This window comes from uncultured Negativibacillus sp., assembly GCF_944388365.1.
GTDB lineage: Bacteria > Bacillota > Clostridia > Oscillospirales > Ruminococcaceae > Negativibacillus.
Genome location: NZ_CALXIN010000024.1, coordinates 1 through 24,080, shown reverse-complemented (window position 1 = coordinate 24,080; position 24,080 = coordinate 1). Strand labels below are relative to the sequence as shown.

The window sequence follows — 24,080 nt, the reverse complement described above, 5'->3', positions numbered from 1 at the left end:
ACCATGCTGGCACAGGGACTGTACGAGATCATGACCTACTCCTTTGTCAGCCCGAAACAGTATGACAGGATCCGTCTGCCAAAGGACGATCCAAAGCGCAACTCGGTTGTCATCCTCAATCCTCTGGGCGAGGACACCAGCATCATGAGAACCAACGCCATCCCTTCGATGATGGACATTCTCTCCAAGAACTACAACAACCGCAACGGCGCTGTTTCGCTGTATGAAATCGGAAACGAATACATTCCGGTCGAAGGCGAACTGCTGCCGGATGAGGTTCCAAACCTGGTACTGGGCATGTACGGCGAGGACAAAGATTTCTTCACCCTCAAAGGTGTGGTAGAAAACCTGCTGGAAGTGCTGGGCATCGAGGATTACGATGTTGCTGCCTGCAGCGACAATCCGACCTTCCATCCGGGACGCTGTGCAGTTCTGTCCAAGGACGGCGAGGAATTTGGCGTCATCGGCGAGGTTCATCCGCTGGTTTGCCAGAACTATGACATCAACACCCGCGTCTACACCGGCAAACTCAACATGAGAAAGCTGTTTGCCATGATGAAGACCGACAAGAGCTATCAGCCAATGCCGAAGTTCCCAGCTTCCACCCGTGACCTGGCTCTGCTGTGCGACGACAGTCTGCCGGTACTGACCATGGAAAAGGCAATCAAGAATGCTGCTGGAAAGATTCTGGAGAAGGTTGAGCTGTTCGACGTTTACAAGGGCAGCCAGATTGAAGCAGGCAAGAAGAGCGTTGCCTTCAACATCACCATGCGTGCAGCTGACCGCACCCTGACCGATGAGGAAGTTGGTTCCGCGATGAAGAAGATTCTGACCGCCATGGAAGCACTCGGCGCTCAGATCCGCTCCTAGCAGGCTGAGCCTGCACGCTGTTTCGCGCTTTGGTTTTGTGCGAGATGGTGGATTCAGCACGCGGCACGCACTTGTATCATCATGACTGCCCTGAGAAATAAACAAAAGTTTTCGTCCGACGGAGCTTTGCTCGGTTGCCGCAGGCAATTTTGCCCAATCCTTTATGGGCAAAAAGAGCAAACTCCTGATTGAAAACTTGTTTTCAATCTACCTTTCTTTCAAAAGGTGGTAGTTAGTAGGGTTTGGGACAACGTCCCAACAGTAAAACTTTATAAATAAAATAGCCCTCTCTCCATATTCAGCATCTGCACAAACAGATTATAAATCAATAAGCAAAACTCCGGCTAAAAAAGCCGGAGTTTTGCTGCATAGAAAGGAAGTCTTTTCATGTTAACGTTGGAATTTGAAGAACACCGGACAAACGATGCGGGAAAGGAAATGTTTGAAGAATACGACTGGTGGAAGCAGCTGGTCGCAAAAGCTGCCGAAAAGGCAGACTCATTCCAGCTTCGCTGCTGGGAGGACGAGAGCGAAGGAATCGCTTTTGGAGAAAAGTTTGGCGCAAGACAGGAAAGCACCACCAAGGAGGTCGTTTTTGCCGGAAAAGTAACACCGGAGATGCTTTCGTCGCTCACCGAACACTGTGTTGGCAGCGACGGTTGTTTAAACTATTTTACCCTTGCGCTCTATGCGGGAAACCAGCTTGTTTTTGAAAGTGCGCACTACGGCTATGAAATCTATTGGCTGCATACCGGCTTTGCCGAAATGGGCTTTTTGATGAGCCTTGCAAAAAATCACCCGCTCATCAAGGGCTTCCACAATCAGAAGGATTAAGCTGCATCAAAAAATCCCTTTGTTCGTCTTATATACAAGACGAGCAAAGGGATTTTTTTCTTACTGTTTTACTTCCTGAAAGACACCCCAGCCGTCCATCTCCAGTGGGATGATGTTCGAGTGGGTGTAGTGGATAATGCTGTCCAGTCGCTTCTGTTCGTCCTTGGAGTGCAGCACAAAGGAGATGCCTTCGCGCTTGGCTCGTCCGGTTCGTCCGATGCGGTGCAGGTAGGAATCGTTGTCAGGAGTGATATCGTAGTTAAAGACCACCTGAATGTCGCTGACGTCAATGCCGCGGGCAGCAACGTCGGTGGCAACCAGAATGTCAATCTTGCCGGATTTGTACTGCTCCATGATCTTGTTGCGCTCCGACTGGCGCATATCGCCGTGCAGACAGGCGGTATTGAGGCCGTTGGCGTGCAGCTGTTCCGCCACCATGCCGGTGGTGTATTTGGTATTGCAGAACACGATGGCGCGGCTGACCTCAAACTGCTTCATCAAGCGCAGGATAATTTCAATCTTTTCGCGGCCGATGCAGCGGATGCTGTACTGGTCGATCTTCGGTTCGCTGTCCTGTACCGGCAGGACGGTGATCTCCTCCGGGTCGCGCTGGTACAGCCAGCCGATGTCCATGACCTCGCGGGAGATGGTCGCCGAGAACATGCACATCTGTTTCATGCCTTTCAGGCTGTCCAGGATCTTGCGCACATCCTTATAAAAGCCCATGTCGAGCATCTTGTCCGCCTCGTCAAGAACGGCGGCTTTGACGCCCTGCAGGTTGACTGCCCGATGGTGCATCAGGTCAAGCAGACGTCCTGGCGTTGCCACCAAAATGTGGGCGCCCTTTTTCAGCAGCTGTTTCTGGCGCTCCATCGACTGGCCGCCGTAGACGACCAGCGTCTTTACTTCCGGCAGAAATTGGGTCAGATTGTGCAGATCGTCGCAGATCTGAGTGGCAAGCTCACGGGTCGGAGCGAGAATAATTGCCTGAATCTGCGAAAGTGTCGGGTCGATCTGTTCGATCAGCGGAATGCCAAAGGCACAGGTTTTTCCGGTGCCGGTCGGGGCTTTGGCGATGACGTCCTTGCCTTCGAGCATCGGAGGAATCGCCTTCTGCTGGATTTCGGTCATCTCATGAAATCCCAGCGCTTCGGTCGCCTGCAGAATCTTGGGATTGACCGGCAGCGCAGAAAAGGATGATTGTTCCATAATTTCACTCTCCAAAATATCGTTTGCAATCTTAATTGTATGTTATACTGTTATTATACCATATTCTGACAAAAGGTGGAATAAGGTCGAACGGGTTTTGAACAACGGCGAGGCAAAAATCGTCCCAGGAGGAGAGAAAATGCAGGAAATAGCAGCAAAACATATTTTGCAGCGAAAAAAGGACAGTAGCTGGTTTGGCAGCGACTACAACATCAACCTTTATCAAGGCTGTCCTCATGGATGTATCTACTGTGACAGCCGCAGTGCCTGCTATGGCATCGAGGATTTTTCGCGGGTTCGGGTGAAAAAAGATGCTCTTTTGCTGCTGGCGGAGGAGCTGCGGCGCTGCCGAAAAACAGGACTGGCAGCCACCGGCTCGATGTCCGATCCATACAATCCGCTGGAAAAAGAGGGAAGGTACACCCGCGGGATGTTGGAGCTGCTCTGCCGGTACCGTTTTGGCGTGAGCATTGCCACCAAATCGACGCTGGTTCTGCGGGACATCGACCTGCTCACCGAGATTGCAAAGCACGCGCCAGCCATCGTAAAGCTGACCATCACCACGCCAAAAGACGAGCTGGCACGGGTGGTGGAACCACATGCGCCGCCCTCCTCCGAGCGGTTTGCTGCGCTGGAAAAATTATCCCGGCAGGGAATTTTTGCAGGCGTGCTGCTGATGCCGGTGCTTCCCTTTCTGGAGGACCAGCCAGAACAGATTCGACAGCTGGTGCGCCGGTGTGGAGAATGCGGAGCAAAGTTTATCTATCCTTATTTTGGAGTGACGCTGCGGGATCGTCAGAGGGAATATTTTCTGGCAAAACTGCGGGACTATTCTGAGGTGGTGTGGGAAAGGTATCTGGACTTTGGAGAGGAGTATCAGTGCCTGTGTCCCAATCAGCAAAAACTGTGGGAGATTTTCTGCGAAGAATGCAGCAAAGCGAGAATTGTGTGGAAGATGCGGGAGATCATTGCCCTGTCCCGCAAAGAGTATGAAACAGAACAACTGCGATTATTCTAATGTAAAAAAGTGCGGAAACAGACTTCCTTTTTTGAGCTGACGGCGTTATAATAGAAGAAAAATCTTTGGGAGGGAAATATTTCATGGAACTTTTGGAGAAAACGATAGCACAGCTTCGCCAGCAGTATGGTCTGGCAGGAGGCATTCTGGTGGCGGTCAAAGAGGGCAAAGTGCTGCTCAAGGAGTGCTTTGGACAGGCAGACGTTGAGAAAGACCGTCCGGTGGACAGCCAGACACTGTTTCAGATTGCATCCTGCTCCAAGGCATTCACCACCATGGTGGCAGGACAGCTGTGCGACGAGGGCAAAATGACCTGGGATACACCGGTCAAAGAGCTGATGCCGCAGTTTCGGATGATGGATAAGTACGCTGAAGAACACGTCACGCCGCGCGATATGGCCTGCCATCGCACCGGACTGTGCCGCCACGATGTCATGCGCACCTATGTGCGGGAGGACAGAGCGGACCTTGTGCGCCGCATCGCCTTTTTCCCGCCGGCATTTGGATTCCGCGAGAAGTACAGCTACCAGAATCAGATGTATGTGGCATTGGGTTATCTGTGTGAGCAGCTGACCGGAAAGACCTGGGAGGAACTGCTGTGGGAACGCATTGGCAAGCCGCTGGGAATGCAGATGTACTTCCGCGGCATCGACACCATCGAGGACAAAAACGCCGCGATGCCCTACGGACAGAAGGACGGTAAACTCTACCGTGTACCGGAGGTTGTCGGCAAGGCAAGCAACCCTTGTGGAGGATTGTACACCAATCTTGACAGCCTGGAGCGGTGGATTCGGATGCTGGCAAACGGCGGTGAACTGGATGGTCAGCGGCTGATCAGCCTGAAGGGATTTGCAGAGCTCATCAAACCGAATGTCTGCATCCTGGGACGCTCGGCACATCCGGCAGAGCTGCAGAAATCCTATGCCCTCGGCTGGATCACCGCAGTATACAAAGGACATCCGATCGTGTTCCATTCCGGCTCGACCAACGGCTTTAACTCGATGGTCGGCTTCTTCCCAGAGGAAAACGCAGCCTTTGCGCTGTCGGTCAATACGGTGGATACCCCAGCCTATAACTGCTTAAAATATCTGCTGTGCGATCTGATTCTGGATGATTTGGACGAGGACTATTCCTTCCTGATCCAGGCTTATCAGCGCAGCGTCAACCTCGGGCCGGATTACACCGAGGAGGAGAAACAATATGTTCCACTCTTCGAGGAGGAGGCAAAGAAGTTTGTCGGCAGATACTATAACCCAGGCTACGGCGTGATGGAGTTTGTCTATCAGGACGGCCATCTGCAGCTGCATTATGGACTGATGGACCAGCCGTTTGATTATCTTGGAAACGGCAAGTTTGTCGGCTTTGAGGTGCTGGATACCCGTACCTACCGCGCAAACTTTAATGAGGACGGCAATCTGTGGATGAGGTTGTCCACCGATGCGGTCTGTCCGATCTTCTTTGAGCGTGCAAACTAGGATAGAAAAAAGTCCGAAGACCCATCAAGGTCTTCGGACTTTTTTTGTGTCCAAACAAGATTTCGGGGATAGCAGCGACCAAAAGTACAGGTTTTGCATAGAATGAAGAGAAAAACCTGTTTGCAGAAAGGAGAAACAACGATGGAAGTGTTTTTGCGTTTTGCGGCGATGCTGCTGGGAATTCTGGGCGCAGTACAGCTGGGAGAGGTATTTTCCATCTGGCTTCGCCGGCCCAAGGAGCGTCCCTCCATCTTTTCGGTACTGCCGCTGTCGGGTGAAATTGACGATGTGGAACAAATTCTGGGATATTTTCAGGAGGTTGCCATGTGGAGTCCGGAAAGCCAGCTGGCATTTGTGGTTGACTGCGGTCTGGATGCCCAGAGCGCCCGACTGTGCAAGCTGTGGTGCGAGGGAACGCGGCTGATTTTCTGTACACAAAAAGAGTTTCAGGAGATTTGCAAAGGAAGTGAAGATAAGGTATACTAAACGGTAGACTGAAACGAAAAAGGGTAGGAACGATGCAGAAGGAAAATTTGGTGGAAATTACAGGAACTGTGGAAACGGTTGTCTATAAAAATGAAGAAACCGGCTTTGCCGTGCTGGAGCTGGATCGGGACGGAGAACTTGTCACCGTGGTGGGAGAACTTGCAACGGTGGGCGAAGGAGAAGTGCTGGTTTTGCAGGGAAGCTTCCGCACCCACCCAAGCTATGGTACCCAGTTTAAGGCAGTAGCGGCGCAGCAGAAGCTGCCTGCGACCGCCTCTGCGATTCTGCGCTATCTTTCCTCCGGTGCCATCAAGGGAATCGGTCCGGTGCTGGCATCGAGGATGGTGGCACAGTTTGGCGACGATACCCTCAAGGTGCTGGAGCAGGAGCCGGAGCGTCTGTCACAGGTGCAGGGCATTTCGCCGGCAAAATGTGAAAAGCTGCGGGAGGAACTTTCCAGAATGTTTGGAATGCGCAGTGTGATGCTGTTCCTGTCCCAGTTTGGCATCGACACCTCCACCTCGGTGGCAATCTGGAAGCGCTGGGGAACGATGGCACAGCGGATGGTGGAGGAAAACCCCTACCTGCTCTGCTCCGAGGACATCGGGATGGAGTTTGAACAGTGCGAGACCATTGCGCGTGCGCTGAATATCCCGCCGGACAGCTCCTACCGCATCGAGGCCGCCATCCTGTTTGTGCTGCGCCACAACCTGCAAAACGGCCACACCTGTCTGCCGCAGGACAAGCTGATTCCCACAGCGTCCGCGCTGCTCAGCCAAAGTCAGGTCATGGTGGAAAAAGGAATGGAAGCCCTGCTGCGCCGCCGTGAGCTGATACAGGTGGATGTCAGCGGACGGGATTACTGCTATCTGCCCGAATACTTAAACGATGAGCGGATGATTGTGTCGCGCATCCGCCTGATGATACAGGCACAGGGAGACGGTGCCCGCCGTGCAAGGGAGAAGATCGAACAGCTTGAGCAGCAAAATGGCATCCACTACGCTGCCTTGCAAAAAGAAGCGATCGAACAGGCGATGTGCCACCAAATCTTCATCCTGACCGGAGGCCCTGGTACCGGAAAAACCACCACCATCAACGCCATCATCGAGCTGCTGGAGGAGAGCGGAAGCAAGGTTGCACTGTGTGCGCCGACCGGACGGGCAGCCAAGCGGATGAGTGAGGTGACCGGCAAGGAAGCCAAGACGATTCACCGGCTGCTGGAGGTGGATTTTGCTAATCCCACCTCGCTGCAGTTTAAGCGCAACGAGCGAAACCCGCTCAATGTCGATGCGGTGATTGTGGACGAAACGTCGATGGTGGATGTTCCGCTGATGCGCTCGCTGATTGCGGCGCTCAAGATGAACTGCCGCCTGATTCTGGTGGGAGACAGCGACCAGCTGCCCTCGGTGGGACCAGGCAATGTGCTGCGCGACCTGATCGACTCGGGCAAGGTGCCGCAGGTGCGTCTGACCGAAATCTTCCGTCAGGCCCAGCAGAGCCTGATTGTCACCAATGCGCACGCGATCGTGCGCGGAGAGATGCCGCAGCTCAAACGCCACGACAACGACTTTTTCTTTTTGAAGCGGGAGAGTGCGGCGCAGATTCGCTCGACGGTGATCGACCTGGTGTCCACCCGACTGCCCAAGAGCTACGGCTATTCCCCGATGACCGATATTCAGGTCATCGTGCCGACCCGTGTGGGAGCCGTGGGCACCAATGCCCTCAACCAGAGCCTGCAGCAGGTGCTCAATCCTCCCGACAAGGACAAGCCGGAGTTTGAACTCAACGGGCGCAAGTTCCGCGTCGGAGACAAGGTGATGCAGATTAAAAATAACTACGACATCCTCTTTAAACGGGACAACGGCGAGGAAGGAATGGGCGTCTACAACGGGGATATCGGCTTTATCGAGCAGATCGACCGACCGAGCAAGACGCTGGTCGTCCGCTATGATGACCGTCTGGCAGAGTATCTGTTCGAGATGGCGCCCGAGCTGGAGCTTGCCTACGCCATCACCGTCCACAAGAGTCAGGGCAGCGAGTTTGAGGCAGTGGTGATGCCGCTGGCAAGCTACAAGAGCAAGATGCACTACCGCAATCTGCTGTACACCGCGGTGACCAGGGCAAAGAGCCAGCTGATTTTGCTGGGACAGGAATACACCATCGCCGAGATGATTGCCAACAACCGCAAAACGGTGCGGTACAGCAACCTCAAGGAGATGCTGCTGGGAGAGGTGGAGGAATAGAGGGCGGCCGCTCAATTTTTTGTGCAAATAAGCCATTCTTTCCTTGAAAAATACTTGCAAAATGCTGCCTTCCTATTTTATAATGAAGTACACAGACAAGGATATGTTATTAAATTTCAGAATGAAATAGATCAAAGGATGGTGCCGAGTGGATATTGGAATTGATTTGGGAACAGCAACGGTAATTGTATACATCAACGGCGAGGGCGTTGTGCTCAAGGAGCCTTCGGTCATTGCCGTCAACCACAAAACAGAATCGGTCATCAGCGTCGGCGAAGAAGCCTACCGCATGATCGGAAAAACCCCGTCGCATATTCAGGCGATTCGCCCTCTCTCCAAGGGCGTCGTATGCGACTACAAGATGACCGAGGAAATGGTCAAATACTTCATCAAAAAAGCCTGCAAGGACAGCCTTGTGAAACCGAGAATCGCCATGTGCGTTCCGTCGGGTATCACCAATGTGGAGTCCAACGCCGTCATCGACGTGGCCATCTCCTCGGGTGCGCGCAAGGTCTATCTGATTGAGGAACCGGTCGCGGCAGCAATCGGTGCACAGATCGACATTGAAAAGCCAAACGGCAACCTGATTGTCGATATCGGCGGCGGAACCACCGATATTGCGGTGCTGTCGCTCAACGGTATCGTCAACAAAAAGTCGATCAAGGTAGCGGGAGACGCCATCAACGACGCCATCATCCGCTATGTCCGCGCAAGCCACGGCGTGCTCATCGGCGAAAAGATGGCTGACCAGATCAAGCAGGAGGTCGCCAGCGCCTGCTTTACACCGGAAGAGGATGTTTCGGGACGCATCAAAGGCAGAAACCTGGCAACCGGACTGCCATGCAGCCTGGAAATCAGCCGCTCGATGCTGTACGACTGCGTAATGAAAGAGGTCGAACAGATTGTGTTTGCAGTGCGTGAGGTCATCGAAAAGACACCGCCGGAGCTGGTCGGCGATATCCACACCAACGGCATCACCATGACCGGCGGCGGCAGTCTGCTGCACGGTATGGATCGCCTGCTCGAAAATCGCACCCACATCAAGACCAGATTGGCTGAAAATCCGGTCGACTGCGTCGCCATCGGCACCGGAAAGTCGTTTGAATATCTGGACAAGCTGGTGGACGGCTTTGTCAGCCCGTCGATGCAGAGGTTCTAAGATGCCGGAATTTACATATACCATGGAACGTCTGTCCGATACGCTGGAAATCTGTGTGACCAAGGATCATCGCTTTGGCACCGATGCCTTTTTGCTGTCGGACTTTGCAAAGGTGCGCCGAAAGGATCTGGCGTGTGACCTTGGCACCGGCTGCGGTATTATTCCGCTGCTGTGGTTTCGCAGTCGGGAGGAAGGCCCCAAACAGGCCTACGGCGTGGACATCCAGCCGCTTGCCATCGAACAGCTGCGCTTTACGGTGGAAAAAGCAGGACTGGAGGGACGGATGGTGCCGGTGCAGGCCGATTTGTCCCAGCTTTCCCAGCTCAAGGAGAAACTGCCGTTTGGCGCCTTTGACGTGGTCACCTGCAATCCTCCCTATAAAAAAGCAAACCACGGCATTTTAAGCGAGAGCAGCAGCGACATCATCGCCCGCCACGAAACGATGTGTTCAATAGAGGATGTCTGTGCAGCGGCAGCAAAGCTATTGCAGTTTGGCGGCCGGCTGTGTATCTGTCAGCGGCCGGAGCGGCTTTTGGATGTCATGGAGGCTATGCGCCGCGCAAAGATCGAACCCAAGCGGGTGCGCTTTGTGCAAAAGCGCGGAGATACCGCGCCCTGGCTGTTTCTGGTGGAGGGACGAAAGGGCGGCAATCGCTTTTTGAAGGTGGAACCTCCGCTGCTGATTCAGGATGAACAGGGAGATTTCTCGGAGGAACTGCAAAAAATATACCGTTTAAAGTAAACAGAGAGGAACGAGAAACAACGATGCCAGGAAGATTATATGTGGTTGGTACGCCGATTGGCAATCTGGAGGATATGACTGCCCGTGCGCTCAAGACGCTGCAGGAGGTGGACTTCATTGCGGCGGAGGACACCCGCGTCACCCTCAAGCTGCTCAACCACTTTGAGATCAAAAAGCCGATGGTCAGCTACCACGAACACAATGCGCGGGAAAAAGGCGGCGAGATTCTCTCGCGGTTGCTCTCCGGTGAAAACGGCGCCATCGTGACCGATGCGGGAATGCCGTGCATCTCCGACCCAGGCGAAGATCTGGTGCGGCTGTGCGCCGAAAACGGTGTGGAGGTACGGGTGGTACCAGGCCCGAGTGCAGCCATCTCGGCGCTGGCAGTGTCGGGACTTTCGACCGATCGCTTTGTCTTTGAGGGCTTTTTGCAGCCGCAGAAAAACCAGAAGAAGGAGCGGCTGCAGGAGCTGAAAAACGAGCGGCGCACCATCATCTTTTATGAAGCGCCGCACAAGCTGTGCGATACTCTGGCTGCCATGTATGAGGTGCTGGGAGATCGCAAAATCACGCTGGCGCGAGAGCTGACCAAAATCTATGAGGAGGTCGTGCGAACCACCCTTTCTCAGGCGGTACAGCTGTATGAACAGAAGGAACCGCGCGGCGAATTTGTGCTGGTTGTCGAGGGAATGCAGCAGGAGGAACAGACCTTCAGCTTTGAGGAGGCCCTGCAGATGGTGCAGTCGCTGGTGGACAAAGGCCAGCCGCTGTCGATGGCAGCCAAGGATGTGGCGCGCCAGACCGGATTTAAAAAGGGAGAGCTGTATTCGAGCTTCTTAAAATAGGTCATAAAAAAATCCGTCCAATCAAAAGTTGGACGGATTTTTTATGTACTGTCAGCACAGATCAAAGGAATTTGACACAGGGGACGGTTATCCAGCAGATACATCGCCTGTGCATAGACCTGACCGGCAGAAGCGGGCGCATAGGTAAAAGGCTCTGAAAGGATGGTGTAGTCAAGACGGGCAGATTCACCGGCTTTGAGCGGCACCGAAACCTTCCATGCCGGCTGCAGCATCAGCTCGGATTCACCGCCTTCAGGGTCGATCATCGTGATGCTGGCAGGCGTCGAGGGTAATGGCTGCATGGAATAGCTGACAAAGCATTCGTCGTAGAGGGAGGCGTGCAGGTTCCAGTCGTCGCTGGCATCCAGCGTGACACAGATAAGCGTCATGCCGTCGCGTTCAGCGGCCGAGACAAGGCACCGTCCTGCGTCGTCGGTGAAGCCGGTTTTGACTCCGATGCAGTCTGGGTACAGTTCGAGCAGCCGGTTATAGTTGGAAAGCCACCGGTCATAGGGAGGGTTTCCAAAGCGCACCTGCATTTTGGATTGGGCGCAGATGTAGGCAAAGTCCTCGTTTTGCAGGGCATTTCGGGTGAGCTTTGCCAGATCAAACGCGCTGGAATAGTGGTCGGGCGCATCCAGACCGCAGGCGGTGACGTAGTGCGTGTCAGAGAGTCCCAGTTCCTGCGCGCGCTGATTCATCGCCTCCACAAAGCCTTCGATGCTGCCGTACAGCCTCACACCAGCTGCATTGGCAGCATCATTGCCGGAGGGCAGCAGCATCCCGCAGGCCAGTGCATACAGGGACACCTGATCTCCCTCCTGCAATCCCATCGAGGAGCCTTCCACCTGAATGGCCTGGGCATCCACCGTGAAGTATTCGTCCAGATTGGGCTGCTCGAGCACCATCATGGCGCCGATGATCTTGGTGGTGCTTGCCATCGCAAGATGCTCGTGGATGTTTTTTCCCATCAGCACCCGACCGGTGCTGGCTTCCATGACGATGAAGGCATCGGCAGTGACCTCCCTGTTTTCATAGACCGGCCACTCTTCCAGCGATACCTCAGAGAGCGAAACGGCACGCACAGGAAAAGAGAGCGAAAAGCACAGTGCAAAAACGCACAGAATAACAGACAGACGCTTTACAGACAAACCATTTTGCAAACACAGGTCACATCCTTTCTGTTGGGCAAACCGAAGTAGTACACAATATGTATTCGGAACAGAGGATATGCCTGTAAACGGAAGGAGGAAGAGAGGAAGGAGTATCTTTAGAGCATCACAGGCTGCATCTGACGGTTTTGCAGAGCGGATTCGATGGCAGGCTCCAGCTTTGTAAAGTCGGCGACAATCGAAGTCGGTTTTGCGGTGGCGTTGTCCTGTGCCATCGGGACGAAGAAAATATGTTTGCTGTTAAATAGGGTGCCGATATTTTTGGCGGAGTTTGCCAGTGCATCGTTGGTGGATACTGCCAGCACGACCGGACGGGCGTTGCGCAGATGGGCTTTGACTGCCAGCGTCACGCTGGTGTCGCTGATACCGTTTGCCAGCTTTCCAAGGGTATTGCCGGTGCAGGGAGCGACGACCAGCACATCCAACAGCTTTTTCGGGCCGATGGGCTCGGTTTCAAAGATGGTGTGCCAGATCTCGTGGCCGCAGATCGACTGGATGCGGGCGCGGAAATCCTTGGCAAGACCAAAGCGGGTGTCGGTTTCGTAGGCGTTGGGAGACATGATTGGGAAGATTTCCCAGCCTGGATGGTTTGCAAGCTGTTCCAGCTGGTCGATGACCTGGGAGAAGGTGCAGAACGAGCCGGTCAGTGCAAAACCGATGCGGATAGGAGTTTCGGAAGTTTCAGTTGTTTTCAATGAGATCACCTCTTTCTGTTATCATATTTATTACGGTGTCGCAGATGATGTTCCCAGCTGTGATGGGAGATACCTTGCCAGGCAGCGACAGCGCCCAGATGGTCTTGCGTCCCAGCTGTCCGGCGGCAGCAAAGTCGATGCCGCCTGGACGGGAGGCAAGGTCGATGAGCAGACAGTCCTCTGCCACCAGCTGTAAGGACTTTTCTCCCAGAACAGGGGAAGGGATGGTGTTAAAGATGATTTCCTGTTCGGGCAAAATACTGTCCACTTTGGAAAGACTGATCGTGTTTAGCCCCAATGTGCGGGCAAAGGCAAGCTCTCCGGCGGAGCGGGCAGCTACTGTGACGTGGGCGCCAAAGCCTTTGAGCAGCAGCGCCAGCGCCTTTCCACAGCGGCCAAAGCCGGTGATCAGACAATGGCTTTCCCACAGAGTGCTGGCGCGTTCGGACAGAGCAATTCCTACGGCGCCTTCGGCGGTCGGGACGGCGTTGAGCACCGCCATCTCCTCGCGAGTCAGGTAGTCGGACATCCGGTGACCTGCCTCCTGCGCGGTGAGCCGGTCCCGATCGGAAATTTTACCGCCCAGCAGGAAAGCGTCGGAGCGGCAGCAGTTCAGGCAGTCGGACAGTGGGATGCTGCCGCTGTACAGCGGAGCATTGAGCGCGCCGTTCTCATCGGAGACAGGCAGAGGAAAGACGACGACATCGCAGCAGCCAAGTCCGGCAGGATCGCTGCTGATGTACTGCCGGTCGAGCAGCGGCTGCTGATCCAGAAAGAAGGCGTGCACCTCATACCCCTGCCGAAGCAGAAAGTTTGCAAGGGCGGCCTGCCGCAGGTCGCCGCCGACAACGCCAAAGACGGTATGTTCGGAAAGTTTGTTCATAAACAGGACCTCCGTAAAGATGGATTGAAGGTTTCGTACTGTTATCTTATGAAAAAACACAGATTTGGTGCAAAACTTTGTGCCGCCGGACTTTCTATCGGGGCGATTTATGGTATAATGAGGGAAATGATCGAGAATCAACAGGAGGAGTGAACGACGTGGCAAAGAAAAAACCACTGAAGAAGGACCGTCTGGCAGGCAATCACCGTCTGCCAGGGGAGAGAAACCAGCCCTTCTATGTACAGGCACAGCAGAAGAAAAAGGGTCAGCCGCAGAAGAAAAAACATCCGTTTGGGGACGGATGGGAGCTGGCAGATCAGGAGGAAGCGCTGCCCGAGGGAGAATACAGCGCAGAATGTTCCTATCTGGACGAGGAAGGCCGCGGCATTATCCGTATCCAGGGACAGAAGCTGGCGGTGGACGGAGTGCTGCCAGGGGAGCTGGTGACGGTGGCGGTATCGGGCAGACGCAGAAGCCATGCAAAGCTTGTGCGGGTGCAGAAAGCCTCGCCCGACCGCGTGTCGCCGAAATGTCCAGTATTTTATCTGTGCGGCGGCTGCCGTTTGCAGCATCTGTCCTATGATGGGCAGCTGATGCAGAAGCAGCGTCAGGTCGAGCGCCTGATGAAGGAGCATCTCGACGCCGGAGCAAAATTTTATCAGATTCTGGGAATGCAGGATCCTTGGCGCTACCGCAATAAGAGCCACGCGACCTTCTCACTCAATGCAAAGCGACAGATCATCGCTGGCATTTATGAGGAAAACAGCCATCGCGTCGTAGCGGTGGACCACTGTGCGATTCAGGACGAAAAGGCGGATGAGATTGTCCGCTCCATCCGTCAGATCATGAAGGAATGTAAGCTGATGCCCTACGACGAGGACAGCGAAAATGGTCTGCTGCGCCATGTGCTCATCCGGCGCGGATTCCAGAGCGGACAGATCATGGTGGTGCTGGTCACTGCCTCGATGGTCTTTCCGGCGCGCAGCAGATTTGTTTCCCTTCTGCGGGAAAAACATCCCGAGATTACCACCATCGTGATGAACTGCAATCCACGTCACACCAGCATGGTGCTGGGAGAACAGGAGCGGGTGCTGTACGGCAAGGGATGGATTGAGGATACACTGTGCGGCAAGACATTCCGCATCTCCTCCAAGTCGTTTTATCAGGTCAACCCTGTCCAGACTGAGGTGTTGTACACCAGAGCCTTGCAGATGGCAGGATTAAGCGGACGGGAAAAGGTGCTGGATGCCTACTGCGGCATCGGTACCATCTCGCTGATTGCAGCGGACAAGGCAAAAGAGGTCATCGGCGTGGAGCTTAACCGCGACGCGGTGCACGACGCCATCGACAATGCAAAGCGCAACGGCGTGAAGAATGTCCGCTTTTACTGCGACGATGCCGGCCGCTTTATGACCGAGATGGCAGCGCGGGAAGAAACGGTGGATGTGGTGCTGATGGACCCGCCGCGCAGCGGAAGTGACGAGGCATTTTTGCAGTCGGTCTGCCGTCTGAAGCCGAAGAAGGTTGTTTATATCTCCTGCAACCCGCAGACCCAGAAACGGGATCTGAAGGTGCTGTGTGCCGGAGGTTATCAAGTCAAAGAGATTCAGCCGGTGGATATGTTCCCGCAGACGGCGCACTGTGAAAATATCTGCCTGCTGGAAAGATAAATAAAAAGATAAAGGAAGGTGCGGCGAGATGAACAAACCGAAAATTACACTGGAGCTGGTGGATCGGCTGGGCAAGTGCGGCTGCCACCACGGACACAAGATAGGAGACTGCTTTGATTTTGACACCCAGCGCGGAGAGCTGTGTCCGATGGCAGCACACGTCGCCTTTCCTTATGTAGATATTCTGCGCTACGGAGGAACACTGCCGCTCTCCAAGGCAGGGGACATCCGCTTCTGCTGTCCCGATGCAGACGTCATCAATGTGTTTCGTTTGAAGGTGGAGCAGCCCGATGAATAGAGGACGATGGATTTTTACAGCGGCCATGGGTGTTTTGTCGGGAATTTTGCTGTGTGTGCTGGGATACAAAAATCGCCGCTGGGGAGAAGAATACCACAAGCGCTGCCTTTATCTGGCGGTGCTAGACGACCTGGTCTGCCGTCGCCGTCTGAAGGGAATGGAGATAGGCGGCAGAAAAGTGCTCTTTCCGCAAAAGAAGGAGTCCCTCTGGTTTCGATACCAGCTTTTTTTGGAGAGCAGCCGATTTCTCACCAATGAGGAGTTTGAACGGGAAATCAGAGTAAGACAGCAGGAGCTGTGCGAGATTTCTCAGAAAAAAGAGGGTAAGACACAACAATGATGGAATATCTGTTGTCCACCGAAGATGGAAGAATCAAAAAGGAAGGCAAAAAACAGACAGGAAGCAATCGAATTGTCCTGCTGAGCACCGAACAGCTGCATGCGTTAGACAACTGCCCGCATCATCAGATGCTGGAAAGGAGCATGCGGACGGTGCACTACTGCAAGGTGGAATTGTTTGCAGAGAGCATACAGGGAACGATTCGGGTGCCAAACAAGCAGGAAGCTTCCGGCAGGGAACTGGCGTTTGGATTTTCGCTTCAGCAGGATCAGCTGCTGCTGGTTGGAGATGAGCATCGGCTTTCGGCGTTGGTGGAGCGGCTGGGAGAGAGTGTGCGCGGCTGTTTCAGTCTGCGGCATTTTCTGCTTCTGCTGCTGGAATTCTTGATTGCGGAGGATGTGCTGTACCTGCAGACCATCGAAGATGAGATTGGCAGTCTGGAGGAGCAGCTGTCCCAGCGCATCCCAGAGAAATTTTCCCAGAAGATTCTTGCCTATCGAAAACAGATCAACCGCTATCATTCCTACTATGAGCAGCTGATGAACATCAGCGACCAGATGCAGGAATTCTTGTCCGATCAGATGCCGGTGGAGGAGATACGCGCCTGGCAGATGTATGCAAACCGCACCGAACGGCTGCACAACCATGTGGAGATGCTGCGGGAATATGTGCTTCAGCTGCGCGAGCTGTACCAGTCTCAGATTGACATGGAGCAAAACCGCATCATGACACTGTTGACCATCGTTACCACGATTTTCATGCCATTGACGCTGATTGCGGGATGGTATGGAATGAACTTTTCCAATATGCCGATGCTGGGATGGAAGTATGGGTATCCGGCAGTGATTGTCGTGAGCGTGCTGGTCATCATTGCTGAGATCCTCTACTTTCGCAAAAAGAAGATGCTGTAACAAAAAAAGACGGATGCAGATAAAATCTGCATCCGTCTTTTCGACGAAGAAAAAGATGCTTATCTCTTTTTCAGAGCGACAAAGCCAACGCCTGCCAGAACTGCGGCAGCAGCTGCAACGCCGACAAAGTCCTCAGCGCCGGTTTCAGGGTTTGGTTTGTTCTCATCGGTTGGTTCCTCGACAGTTTCCTCAGGAACCTGCTCGGTGGTTTCCTCCTCGGTCTGCTCATCTTCAGCAAGAACATAGTTGCCAAGTGCGAACGAGTTGACGCTCAGAGCCAGAGTCAGCGAAGCGGCCAGAGCGATAGTCAGTAATTTTTTCATGGTAATGACCTCCCATCACAAATACATGGTTTATCTTATGAAAACATCAAAAGAGGATAGCATTAAGCGTTCTGAAGCGCCTGAGTCAGATCCTCGATGATGTCGTCAACGTTTTCAATGCCGACCGACAGACGGATCAGTCCTGGGTGGATGCCCGCTGCAACCAGCTGTTCATCGGTGAGCTGGCGGTGGGTCGAGCTTGCCGGATGCAGCACCAGGGTGCGCACATCAGCAACATGCACTACCAGCGAAGCCAGCTTCAGGCTGTCGATAAAGCGGACTGCTGCATCGCGGCCTCCTTTCAGAGAGAATGCAATGACGCCGCTGCATCCATTGGGCAGATATTTCTGTGCCAGCTCTTTATAAGGGTTGTTGTCCAGGGTTGGGTAGTTGACCGATTCCACCTTGTCGCAACCTGCCAGAAAATGAGCGACGCGGTCAGCGTTTTCACAGTGGCGCTGCATGCGCAGATGCAGTGTTTCCAGTCCCTGATTGAGGAGGAAAGCGTCCTGTGCCGATGGATAGCAGCCCAGGTCGCGCATCAGCTGAACGCGGGCTTTGGTGATGTAAGCGGCGTTGCCGAAGTCGCGGGTGTATACAACGCCGTGGTAGGACTCATCCGGCTCGGTAAATTCTGGGAAGTTGCCGTTGGTCCAGTCAAATTTGCCGCTGTCCACAATCACACCGCCGACCTGCAGTGCATGACCATCCATATATTTGGTGGTGGAGTGGATGACGATGTCTGCGCCAAACTCAAACGGACGGCACAAAATTGGAGTGGCAAAGGTGTTGTCCACGATCAGCGGTACGCCGTGGCTGTGAGCAATGCGCGCCATCTTTTCGATGTCCAGCACTGCGATGGCAGGGTTTGCGATCGTTTCAGCAAATACAGTCTTGGTGTTTGGACGAAGCTGTGCCTTCAGCGTTTCTTCGTCGGCGTCTGCGTCGACAAAGGACACCTCGATGCCAAAGCGCTTGAGGGTGACGGCAAACAGGTTGATGGTGCCGCCGTAGATGGTGGAGGCGCACAGGATGTGGTCGCCACAGGAGAGAATGTTGAGCACGGCAATCATGCTGGCAGCCTGTCCCGAAGTGGTGCACAGTGCGCCGACACCGCCTTCGAGAGCGGCGATTTTGGCTTCGACTGCCGCAACGGTCGGGTTGGAGATGCGCGAATACATGTGTCCGTCGGCAGTCAGGTCAAACAGCTTTGCTACCTGTGCGGTAGATTCATATTTATAAGTAGTGCTCTGATAGATGGGCAGCGTCAGCGGTTCGCTGTTTTTGGGTGTATAGCCCTCGTGCAGGCACTTGGTTTCCATTTTCATCGGTAGATCAGTCCTTTCTGTCCAGGAACTTCCTGGTCCTTCCATTGTAGCACGCACCCTGTTTTTTTGCAACAATACCAAAATCTGTTTTGATAATTTTGACAAAAACCAAAAAAACAGGTTCTGCTGCCAATATTTCCCCACTGTTTTCGGTTGCTTTTTTGGATAGGGGAGTATATAATGAAATTGTTTCCATGGAAAAGATTCCATGGAAATATCACTTCAAAGGGTTGCCCGTGTATCTGGACGGGTCGGGAAGGAGGAGCAGCCATGAAAAAATGGATCGCGGCAGCGGCAGCAGCTTGCCTTGTTTGTCTGGCAGCAACCGGCGTGTCGGCAGCAGGCACAACCTATGGACAGGGAACAGCTGTGTTCGATTTTGGCGACCACGCATTTTTTACCGTAAAGATGTATCAGGGACAGAGCGTTTATCTTTCTCTGGACGAGCAGTATGATGCGCAGCTTGCTCAGGAGTTTTATGAGCAGGTCGGTGTGGAGGCGGATCAGATGCTTCGGTTTGATATGGATGGTCAGCAGTTTGCACGCACCGGCGCACTGTTTGTCAAAGCCGATGAGGACCAGCATGTCTATGAACTGACCGAGGACGGCGACTTTACACAGCTCGAGGCAGAATATGTGGAGAGCTATGTTGTCGGAAAGGACGGTCAGCGTCTGAGCGGATATGTCATCTCTACCAACCATCTGGGGGATTATGTGATCGCCTAGTTAAAGGTGTGTGACAGGCACTTTCCAACGTGGGAAGCGCATCTTCCTTGAAAAACGGTGGAAAAAGTGTCCAAATATCCGCAAAATTGGTTGATTTTAGCGAGTATGTATGCTAAAATGAAACCGTATATAATGGAGATTGGAATATATCTTCCCCATTTTTACCTCATTGAAACTGTTTTGTAACCAAAATGGATTTCAAATCAAAAAAAGGAGCGATAATGATTATGAACAAGAAAGTAGTTTCTTTGGCAGTTGCAGCTATGCTGACCATCGGTTCTTCCGTAAGTGTAAACGCTGCTTGCATCAAGGGTGTTTCCAGCAGAGATTGCAGCACCAGCCTGAAGTCTTCTACTAACCGTGACAACAGCACCAGCCTGAAGTCTTCTGCAAACCGCAACAACAGCACCAGCCTGAAGTCTTCTGCAAACCGCGACAGCAGCACCAGCCTGAAGTCTTCTGCAAACCGCGACAGCAGCACCAGCCTGAAATCTTCTGCTAGCCGTGACAACAGCACCAGCCTGAAATCTTCTGCTAGCCGCGACAACAGCACCAGCCTGAAATCTTCTGCTAGCCGTGACAACAGCACCAGCCTGAAGACCTCTGCTAGCCGCAGCAACAGCACCAGCCTGAAATCTTCTGCTAGCCGCGACAACGGCAGCAGCCTGAAGTCTTCTGCTAACCGCAACGGCAGCACCTCTCTGAACAGTTCTGCTAACCGCGATTCCAACTGCTAATTTTATTTAAAAGGTATTGAACAGCCTTCTGCTTTTTATGGCAGAAGGCTGTTTTTTTGTGTTCTAAAACTGGTTTTAGATAGAAATATTGTAATAAAGGTTACATAAAAAACAGCGATGACAAAAAAATTACAGAAAAAGGGATGACTGTATCCAGCTTCCAAAAAACGTTCCAAAACCGCATAAACATGGGAAAAAGTGTCCGTTAACTGACATTAAAAATGACAACACTGTTACAATTAACTCAGGAAAATTACATTTTTTTTACGAAAGGGGGTTGCAATTTGGATTTGGGTGTGGTATATTAGTTCCAGACCGAGGGAGATTGTGGAGAATCTTCCAAGGCAGGTGTCAAGTGGCATCTAAGGTTTTTATTTACCATAGAGTGTCGCTTAACACACAATCAAATCAGGAGTTGTGATCTAAACAACTTCAAAAAATTTTTAGGAGGAAGAAAGACTATGAAAAAAGTACTTTCCGTAGCTATGGCTTCTGCTATGGTACTGGGCATGGGCGCTAACGCTTTCGCTATTCAGTATGCTAGCGGTTCCAGCGACACAGCTGCTTGGCCAGCAGGTTTCCAGTTCGATGGTAAAATGTTTGTAACCAACAAAGATGGTGACATCGTTACCGGTTCCAACACCAAACTGGACGGCAAAACCAGAATCAACTTCAACGAAGGCGACACCATCTGGATGCCTCTGTACGCTAACAACCAGAAAGAGTACACCGTTGTAGGTGATCAGGTTGGCCTGCCAGCAGTAGCAGCTGGTGAAGTTATCTTCAACCCAGTTCTGGATAAGCTGCCAGTTGAAGAGGAACTCGTTTCCATCAACCATAAAACTGGTAAAGTAAATCCATTCGAGTACAGAGACAACCAGAACAAGGTTCTCTACTGGTACAACGATGCAGTTACTGCAAAAGCTCCATCCCTGACCCCTGCTGAAGAGAAAGCTGGCTGGAGAACTGCTAGAATCGTAGATTACAAAGATAACTACGGTAAAGTTCAGCACGGTGTTAAAGTAATGCTGAATGGCGCAGAAGTAACTACTATTGCTGCTATGACCACTAATGAAACCACCAATGTTCCTGTTGTTGGCGATCTGAAGGTTCAGGTTAACTACAACCAGGCTGCTGATGCATATAGCATTTGGCTGTTTGACGGTACTGACTATAATACTAAAGAACTGAAGAATGATGGTTCTTCTATGCCAACTTCTTATTCTTACTACAACTTTGCTACTGGCGTTACAGCACCTGCTCAGTACAACAGTGTAACTTATGATGAGGTTGCTCCACTGATTCCAGACGCAGTTTGGGATGCTGCAAAAGCAACCGCAACTGCAACAAAAACTGGCTTTGCTAAGACTACTGTTCCAGTAGAGGCTGGTTTCACCACCACTACTGCTCCTGTTCTGAAAGCTGGCGTTGAAGTTGTAGCTTACCTGCCAGAAGTTGCTGAGCAGAAAGAAGACCTCGGCGAAATCGAAGAGGGCAAATGGGAAACCGACGGCAACTACTTCGTTAACACTGTTGCTTACGGCCACTACACCGGCAACATCGACAAGAACTGGTCCATCAACCTGATCGAAGAGGACAACGGCGTTGCTGACCTCATCGACCATGCTGAACTGTACAAAGCTGACGAAGTTGACTACCTGTCTTACAAAGACTACACCACCGAAATCATGCCAAACGCTGTATACCTCAAGGTTGAGCTGAAGGATACATGGAAACTGGCTAAAGCTGCTGACCTGAAATACTATGTATACGTTGCTGACAACAAGTCCGGCAAAGAAACCAACAAAGTATGGGTTTCCGGCAAATACGAAGCTTCCAACGTTAAGACTGTTGACTTCACCTGGACCAACGACGCTTCCCAGCCAGCTGTTTGGAAAGTTGCTAAAGACGAGAACGGCATTGCTGTATTCGACTTTGCTGACAAAGCATTCTTCCAGGTAAAAATGTACGCTGAAGAGTCCATGTACCTCGACCTGAGCACCGCTTATGATGCTGCTATGGCTGGCGACTTCTCCGAAGCTGATGCATTCTTCTCCTTCGACAACGAGAACGCTAACTTCTCCAGAACCGGTACTCTGATCCTCGTTTCCGACGATGCTTCCCTGATCCCATATCAGGTAACTGAAGACGGTTACACCAAAGTTGATGCTGAGTACGTTGAAGATTTCGTAATCGCTCACACCAACGAAAAAGTTGACGGTTTCGTATTCGAGACCAAAGAGCTGGGCAACTACGTTCTGTCTACTGAAGAAGTAGAAGTTGAAGAAGACGACAAAGATGACAACACCCAGGAAGTTGTTGTTCCAGATGACGACAACAAAGAAACCAACAACAACAGCAAACCAAACCCAAGCACTGGTGCTGAGGACTTTGTAGGTCTGGCTGTTTCCCTGGCAGTTGTTTCCGTTGCTGCTGCTGGCGCTCTGGCTCTCAAGAAGTAATCATCTTCGATGATTCTTCACGAGCGTTTAAAAACTCCGTTCAACGTCGTTTTTAAAGCTCGGCAGTCCTGACCTTTAGGATTGCAGGAAAGTTTGAGTAACGAAAAATCCTCCCTTCGGGGAGGATTTTTTTTGCACAAAACACACAGCAAAAAAGCCCGCTTGACAGCGGGCTTTTGTTATTCGTATTTACATGGTTCTATCTTTGTGTTATACTGTTGTTTATCGGAAGGACAGCGCGGTCAACTCTCAAGGGAGGTGACCGTATGAGTACGAATGATGTATTAACATTATGCTTACTTATTGTTGCGGTTGTCGATCTTGTCTACAAAATAGCAAGAAAATAGCCGCTCCCTTATAAACGCGGAAACGGCAATTTTCAAGTTCTTAATGAAATTTAGTTGACCGTTTCCCGTTGCAGCGGGAAGCTGTCCTTCTGATACACAGTATACAACAAAAGCCCGCTTTGTGTCAAGCGGGCTTTTGTTGTACATTCCCGCAGTTAGGAGTATAATAAGTAAAAATGATATTGGAAATACTCCCGATCCGATTGGGGTATCATAAATCAAAATCAATGTGAAAGGCGGGAAGAAGATGGCAAGAAAGATTTCACACAAAAAACCGTTCCGCGCAAAAGCGGGATTCCACCGACTGGATGTTAAAACACGAACCATGCGGGTGCTCAAGCATCAGAAACAGCAGCCGATCGGACTGCGCGTGCTGGAGATTCAGGCACAGATTTCCCCCGATGAAAAGAAGGCGTTTTACACTCTGCTCGACCAGATGGAGAAAAACGGCGAGCTGTGGCGCCGCAAAAACAGCGTCGTGCTTGCAAAGAGCGCAGGACTGGTGCGCGCGCAGATTGTCACCCTCAACGATAAATTCGGTTTTGCCCGTCCCGAGGCGCAGCCGGACAAGGAGCAGGGCGAGGACATCTTCCTGCCAGGGCGGTTCATGCTGGGTGCAATGCCAGGCGACACCGTCATGGTGCGCCTGCAGCCGAATTCCCACCGTCAACAGGGCGACAACCCTGAAGGAGCTGTGGTACAGATTCTGAACTATAACGACGCACCGTTTACCGGCGTGGTTGTGCGCCAGCCGGAGGGCTATTTCCTGCGGCCGGACCGTCTGCGCCGGATGCTGTTGGAGATAGAGAAAGGCGGGCTGCACGGCGCCCACGATGGCGACAAGGTGCTTGCGAAGATTACCCGCCGCTCAGACAGCCACTTTGCACATCGTGTAGCGGTAGAGCAGAGCTTTGGCAGCGCCGACCGCGCCGCAGTCTGCTGCCAGGCAGTGCTTGCAAACTACAACACCCGCACCGAATTTGACGAAGCCACCCAGCAGGAGGCGCGCAAGATTGCCGACGCGGGCATTCCACTGTCCGAGCTCAGCGACCGCATGGATTTGACGGGAGAGGACATCTTCACCATCGACTCGGCGGACAGCAAGGACCTCGATGATGCGGTTTCGCTCGAGCGGGACGATCAGCACTGGTATCTGGGTGTCCACATCGCCGATGTCAGCCACTATGTCCGACAGGGAAGTGCGCTTGACCTTGAGGCTTATCGCCGCGGCACCAGCGTCTACTATGCCGACCAGGTCATCCCGATGCTGCCAAAGGAGCTGTCCAACGGCATCTGCTCGCTCAACC

Annotated in this window: 23 protein-coding genes and 1 pseudogene; 17 read left to right on the top strand and 7 right to left on the bottom strand. The window is 52.6% G+C overall.

Features of this window, described 5'->3' with window-relative positions; genetic code table 11:
* Together Q0L39_RS05375 and Q0L39_RS05370 are read left to right on the top strand one after the other, a co-directional pair.
* Positions 1-870 (top strand): annotated as a pseudogene (locus Q0L39_RS05375) (phenylalanine--tRNA ligase subunit beta); the annotation flags it as partial.
* A 387-nt stretch (positions 871-1,257) separates the two neighbouring features.
* Positions 1,258-1,704 (top strand): hypothetical protein, encoded by a 447-nt coding sequence (locus Q0L39_RS05370; RefSeq protein ID WP_296627338.1) that lies wholly within the window; start codon positions 1,258-1,260, stop codon positions 1,702-1,704.
* Positions 1,705-1,764: 60 nt separating this feature from the next.
* Here the strand turns inward: Q0L39_RS05370 and Q0L39_RS05365 are convergent, their stop codons facing one another.
* A complete protein-coding gene (locus Q0L39_RS05365) occupies positions 1,765-2,913 on the bottom strand; it encodes a DEAD/DEAH box helicase (protein WP_296627337.1) in 1,149 nt (382 codons plus the stop codon).
* A gap of 139 nt (positions 2,914-3,052) precedes the next feature.
* Between Q0L39_RS05365 and Q0L39_RS05360 the strand changes: the two genes are divergently transcribed.
* The 7 genes from Q0L39_RS05360 (at position 3,053) to rsmI (ending at position 10,881) form a co-directional block, all read left to right on the top strand.
* Positions 3,053-3,931 carry a radical SAM protein gene (locus tag Q0L39_RS05360; protein WP_296627333.1) on the top strand — a complete coding sequence of 293 codons (879 nt, stop codon included), beginning with the start codon at positions 3,053-3,055 and terminating at the stop codon, positions 3,929-3,931.
* Positions 3,932-4,014: 83 nt separating this feature from the next.
* The gene (locus Q0L39_RS05355) at positions 4,015-5,406 is read left to right on the top strand and encodes a serine hydrolase (RefSeq protein WP_296627332.1); all 1,392 of its coding nucleotides are present in this window, start codon (positions 4,015-4,017) and stop codon (positions 5,404-5,406) included.
* A gap of 141 nt (positions 5,407-5,547) precedes the next feature.
* Positions 5,548-5,892, top strand: a complete 345-nt coding sequence (locus Q0L39_RS05350) for a hypothetical protein (RefSeq protein WP_296627330.1) — start codon at positions 5,548-5,550, stop codon at positions 5,890-5,892.
* A gap of 50 nt (positions 5,893-5,942) precedes the next feature.
* Positions 5,943-8,135, top strand: a complete 2,193-nt coding sequence (locus tag Q0L39_RS05345) for an ATP-dependent RecD-like DNA helicase (protein ID WP_296627328.1) — start codon at positions 5,943-5,945, stop codon at positions 8,133-8,135.
* A 148-nt stretch (positions 8,136-8,283) separates the two neighbouring features.
* Positions 8,284-9,294: a rod shape-determining protein gene (locus Q0L39_RS05340; protein ID WP_296627326.1), complete on the top strand. Its 1,011-nt coding sequence runs from the start codon at positions 8,284-8,286 to the stop codon at positions 9,292-9,294.
* A gap of 1 nt (position 9,295) precedes the next feature.
* Positions 9,296-10,036: a methyltransferase domain-containing protein gene (locus tag Q0L39_RS05335; RefSeq protein ID WP_296627325.1), complete on the top strand. Its 741-nt coding sequence runs from the start codon at positions 9,296-9,298 to the stop codon at positions 10,034-10,036.
* A gap of 23 nt (positions 10,037-10,059) precedes the next feature.
* Positions 10,060-10,881 carry a 16S rRNA (cytidine(1402)-2'-O)-methyltransferase gene (gene rsmI, locus Q0L39_RS05330; protein ID WP_296627323.1) on the top strand — a complete coding sequence of 274 codons (822 nt, stop codon included), beginning with the start codon at positions 10,060-10,062 and terminating at the stop codon, positions 10,879-10,881.
* A 41-nt stretch (positions 10,882-10,922) separates the two neighbouring features.
* Here rsmI and Q0L39_RS05325 read toward each other — a convergent pair whose 3' ends face one another.
* From Q0L39_RS05325 to Q0L39_RS05315, 3 genes are all read right to left on the bottom strand, one after another.
* The gene (locus Q0L39_RS05325; protein WP_296627322.1) at positions 10,923-12,044 is read right to left on the bottom strand and encodes a D-alanyl-D-alanine carboxypeptidase family protein; all 1,122 of its coding nucleotides are present in this window, start codon (positions 12,042-12,044) and stop codon (positions 10,923-10,925) included.
* A gap of 107 nt (positions 12,045-12,151) precedes the next feature.
* Positions 12,152-12,748: a dipicolinate synthase subunit B gene (locus Q0L39_RS05320; RefSeq protein WP_296627320.1), complete on the bottom strand. Its 597-nt coding sequence runs from the start codon at positions 12,746-12,748 to the stop codon at positions 12,152-12,154.
* Entirely contained in the window at positions 12,735-13,631 is an 897-nt protein-coding gene (locus Q0L39_RS05315; RefSeq protein WP_296627319.1) for a dipicolinate synthase subunit DpsA, read from the bottom strand. Before Q0L39_RS05315 ends, Q0L39_RS05320 begins: the two co-directional genes overlap by 14 nt.
* A gap of 158 nt (positions 13,632-13,789) precedes the next feature.
* On the opposite strand from Q0L39_RS05315, the gene rlmD reads away from it, so the two are divergent.
* From rlmD to Q0L39_RS05295, 4 genes are read left to right on the top strand one after another with little or no spacing between them, the layout of a single operon-like run.
* Positions 13,790-15,301, top strand: coding sequence for a 23S rRNA (uracil(1939)-C(5))-methyltransferase RlmD (gene rlmD, locus Q0L39_RS05310; RefSeq protein ID WP_296627317.1), 1,512 nt, complete (start codon positions 13,790-13,792; stop codon positions 15,299-15,301).
* A 28-nt stretch (positions 15,302-15,329) separates the two neighbouring features.
* Entirely contained in the window at positions 15,330-15,599 is a 270-nt protein-coding gene (locus Q0L39_RS05305; protein ID WP_296627316.1) for a TIGR04076 family protein, read from the top strand.
* Entirely contained in the window at positions 15,592-15,939 is a 348-nt protein-coding gene (locus Q0L39_RS05300; protein ID WP_296627314.1) for a hypothetical protein, read from the top strand. Before Q0L39_RS05305 ends, Q0L39_RS05300 begins: the two co-directional genes overlap by 8 nt.
* Positions 15,936-16,850 (top strand): CorA family divalent cation transporter, encoded by a 915-nt coding sequence (locus Q0L39_RS05295; RefSeq protein WP_296627313.1) that lies wholly within the window; start codon positions 15,936-15,938, stop codon positions 16,848-16,850. The genes Q0L39_RS05300 and Q0L39_RS05295 overlap by 4 nt, the downstream gene beginning before the upstream one ends.
* Before the next feature lie 59 nt (positions 16,851-16,909).
* Here the strand turns inward: Q0L39_RS05295 and Q0L39_RS05290 are convergent, their stop codons facing one another.
* From Q0L39_RS05290 to Q0L39_RS05280, 3 genes are all read right to left on the bottom strand, one after another.
* Positions 16,910-17,173 (bottom strand): NPXTG-anchored protein, encoded by a 264-nt coding sequence (locus Q0L39_RS05290; protein WP_296627311.1) that lies wholly within the window; start codon positions 17,171-17,173, stop codon positions 16,910-16,912.
* Between the two features lie 62 nt (positions 17,174-17,235).
* Positions 17,236-18,501 carry an aminotransferase class I/II-fold pyridoxal phosphate-dependent enzyme gene (locus Q0L39_RS05285; protein WP_296627309.1) on the bottom strand — a complete coding sequence of 422 codons (1,266 nt, stop codon included), beginning with the start codon at positions 18,499-18,501 and terminating at the stop codon, positions 17,236-17,238.
* Positions 18,502-18,508: 7 nt separating this feature from the next.
* Positions 18,509-18,697 carry a hypothetical protein gene (locus tag Q0L39_RS05280; RefSeq protein WP_296627307.1) on the bottom strand — a complete coding sequence of 63 codons (189 nt, stop codon included), beginning with the start codon at positions 18,695-18,697 and terminating at the stop codon, positions 18,509-18,511.
* Between the two features lie 74 nt (positions 18,698-18,771).
* Between Q0L39_RS05280 and Q0L39_RS05275 the strand changes: the two genes are divergently transcribed.
* From Q0L39_RS05275 to Q0L39_RS05260, 4 genes are all read left to right on the top strand, one after another.
* Positions 18,772-19,227 (top strand): hypothetical protein, encoded by a 456-nt coding sequence (locus Q0L39_RS05275; protein WP_296627305.1) that lies wholly within the window; start codon positions 18,772-18,774, stop codon positions 19,225-19,227.
* A 227-nt stretch (positions 19,228-19,454) separates the two neighbouring features.
* Positions 19,455-19,964: a hypothetical protein gene (locus Q0L39_RS05270; protein ID WP_296627303.1), complete on the top strand. Its 510-nt coding sequence runs from the start codon at positions 19,455-19,457 to the stop codon at positions 19,962-19,964.
* Between the two features lie 461 nt (positions 19,965-20,425).
* The gene (locus Q0L39_RS05265) at positions 20,426-22,426 is read left to right on the top strand and encodes a hypothetical protein (RefSeq protein ID WP_296627301.1); all 2,001 of its coding nucleotides are present in this window, start codon (positions 20,426-20,428) and stop codon (positions 22,424-22,426) included.
* 594 nt (positions 22,427-23,020) lie between these two features.
* Positions 23,021-24,080: RNB domain-containing ribonuclease (locus tag Q0L39_RS05260; RefSeq protein ID WP_296627299.1), on the top strand; the 1,060-nt coding region annotated here is incomplete at its 3' end.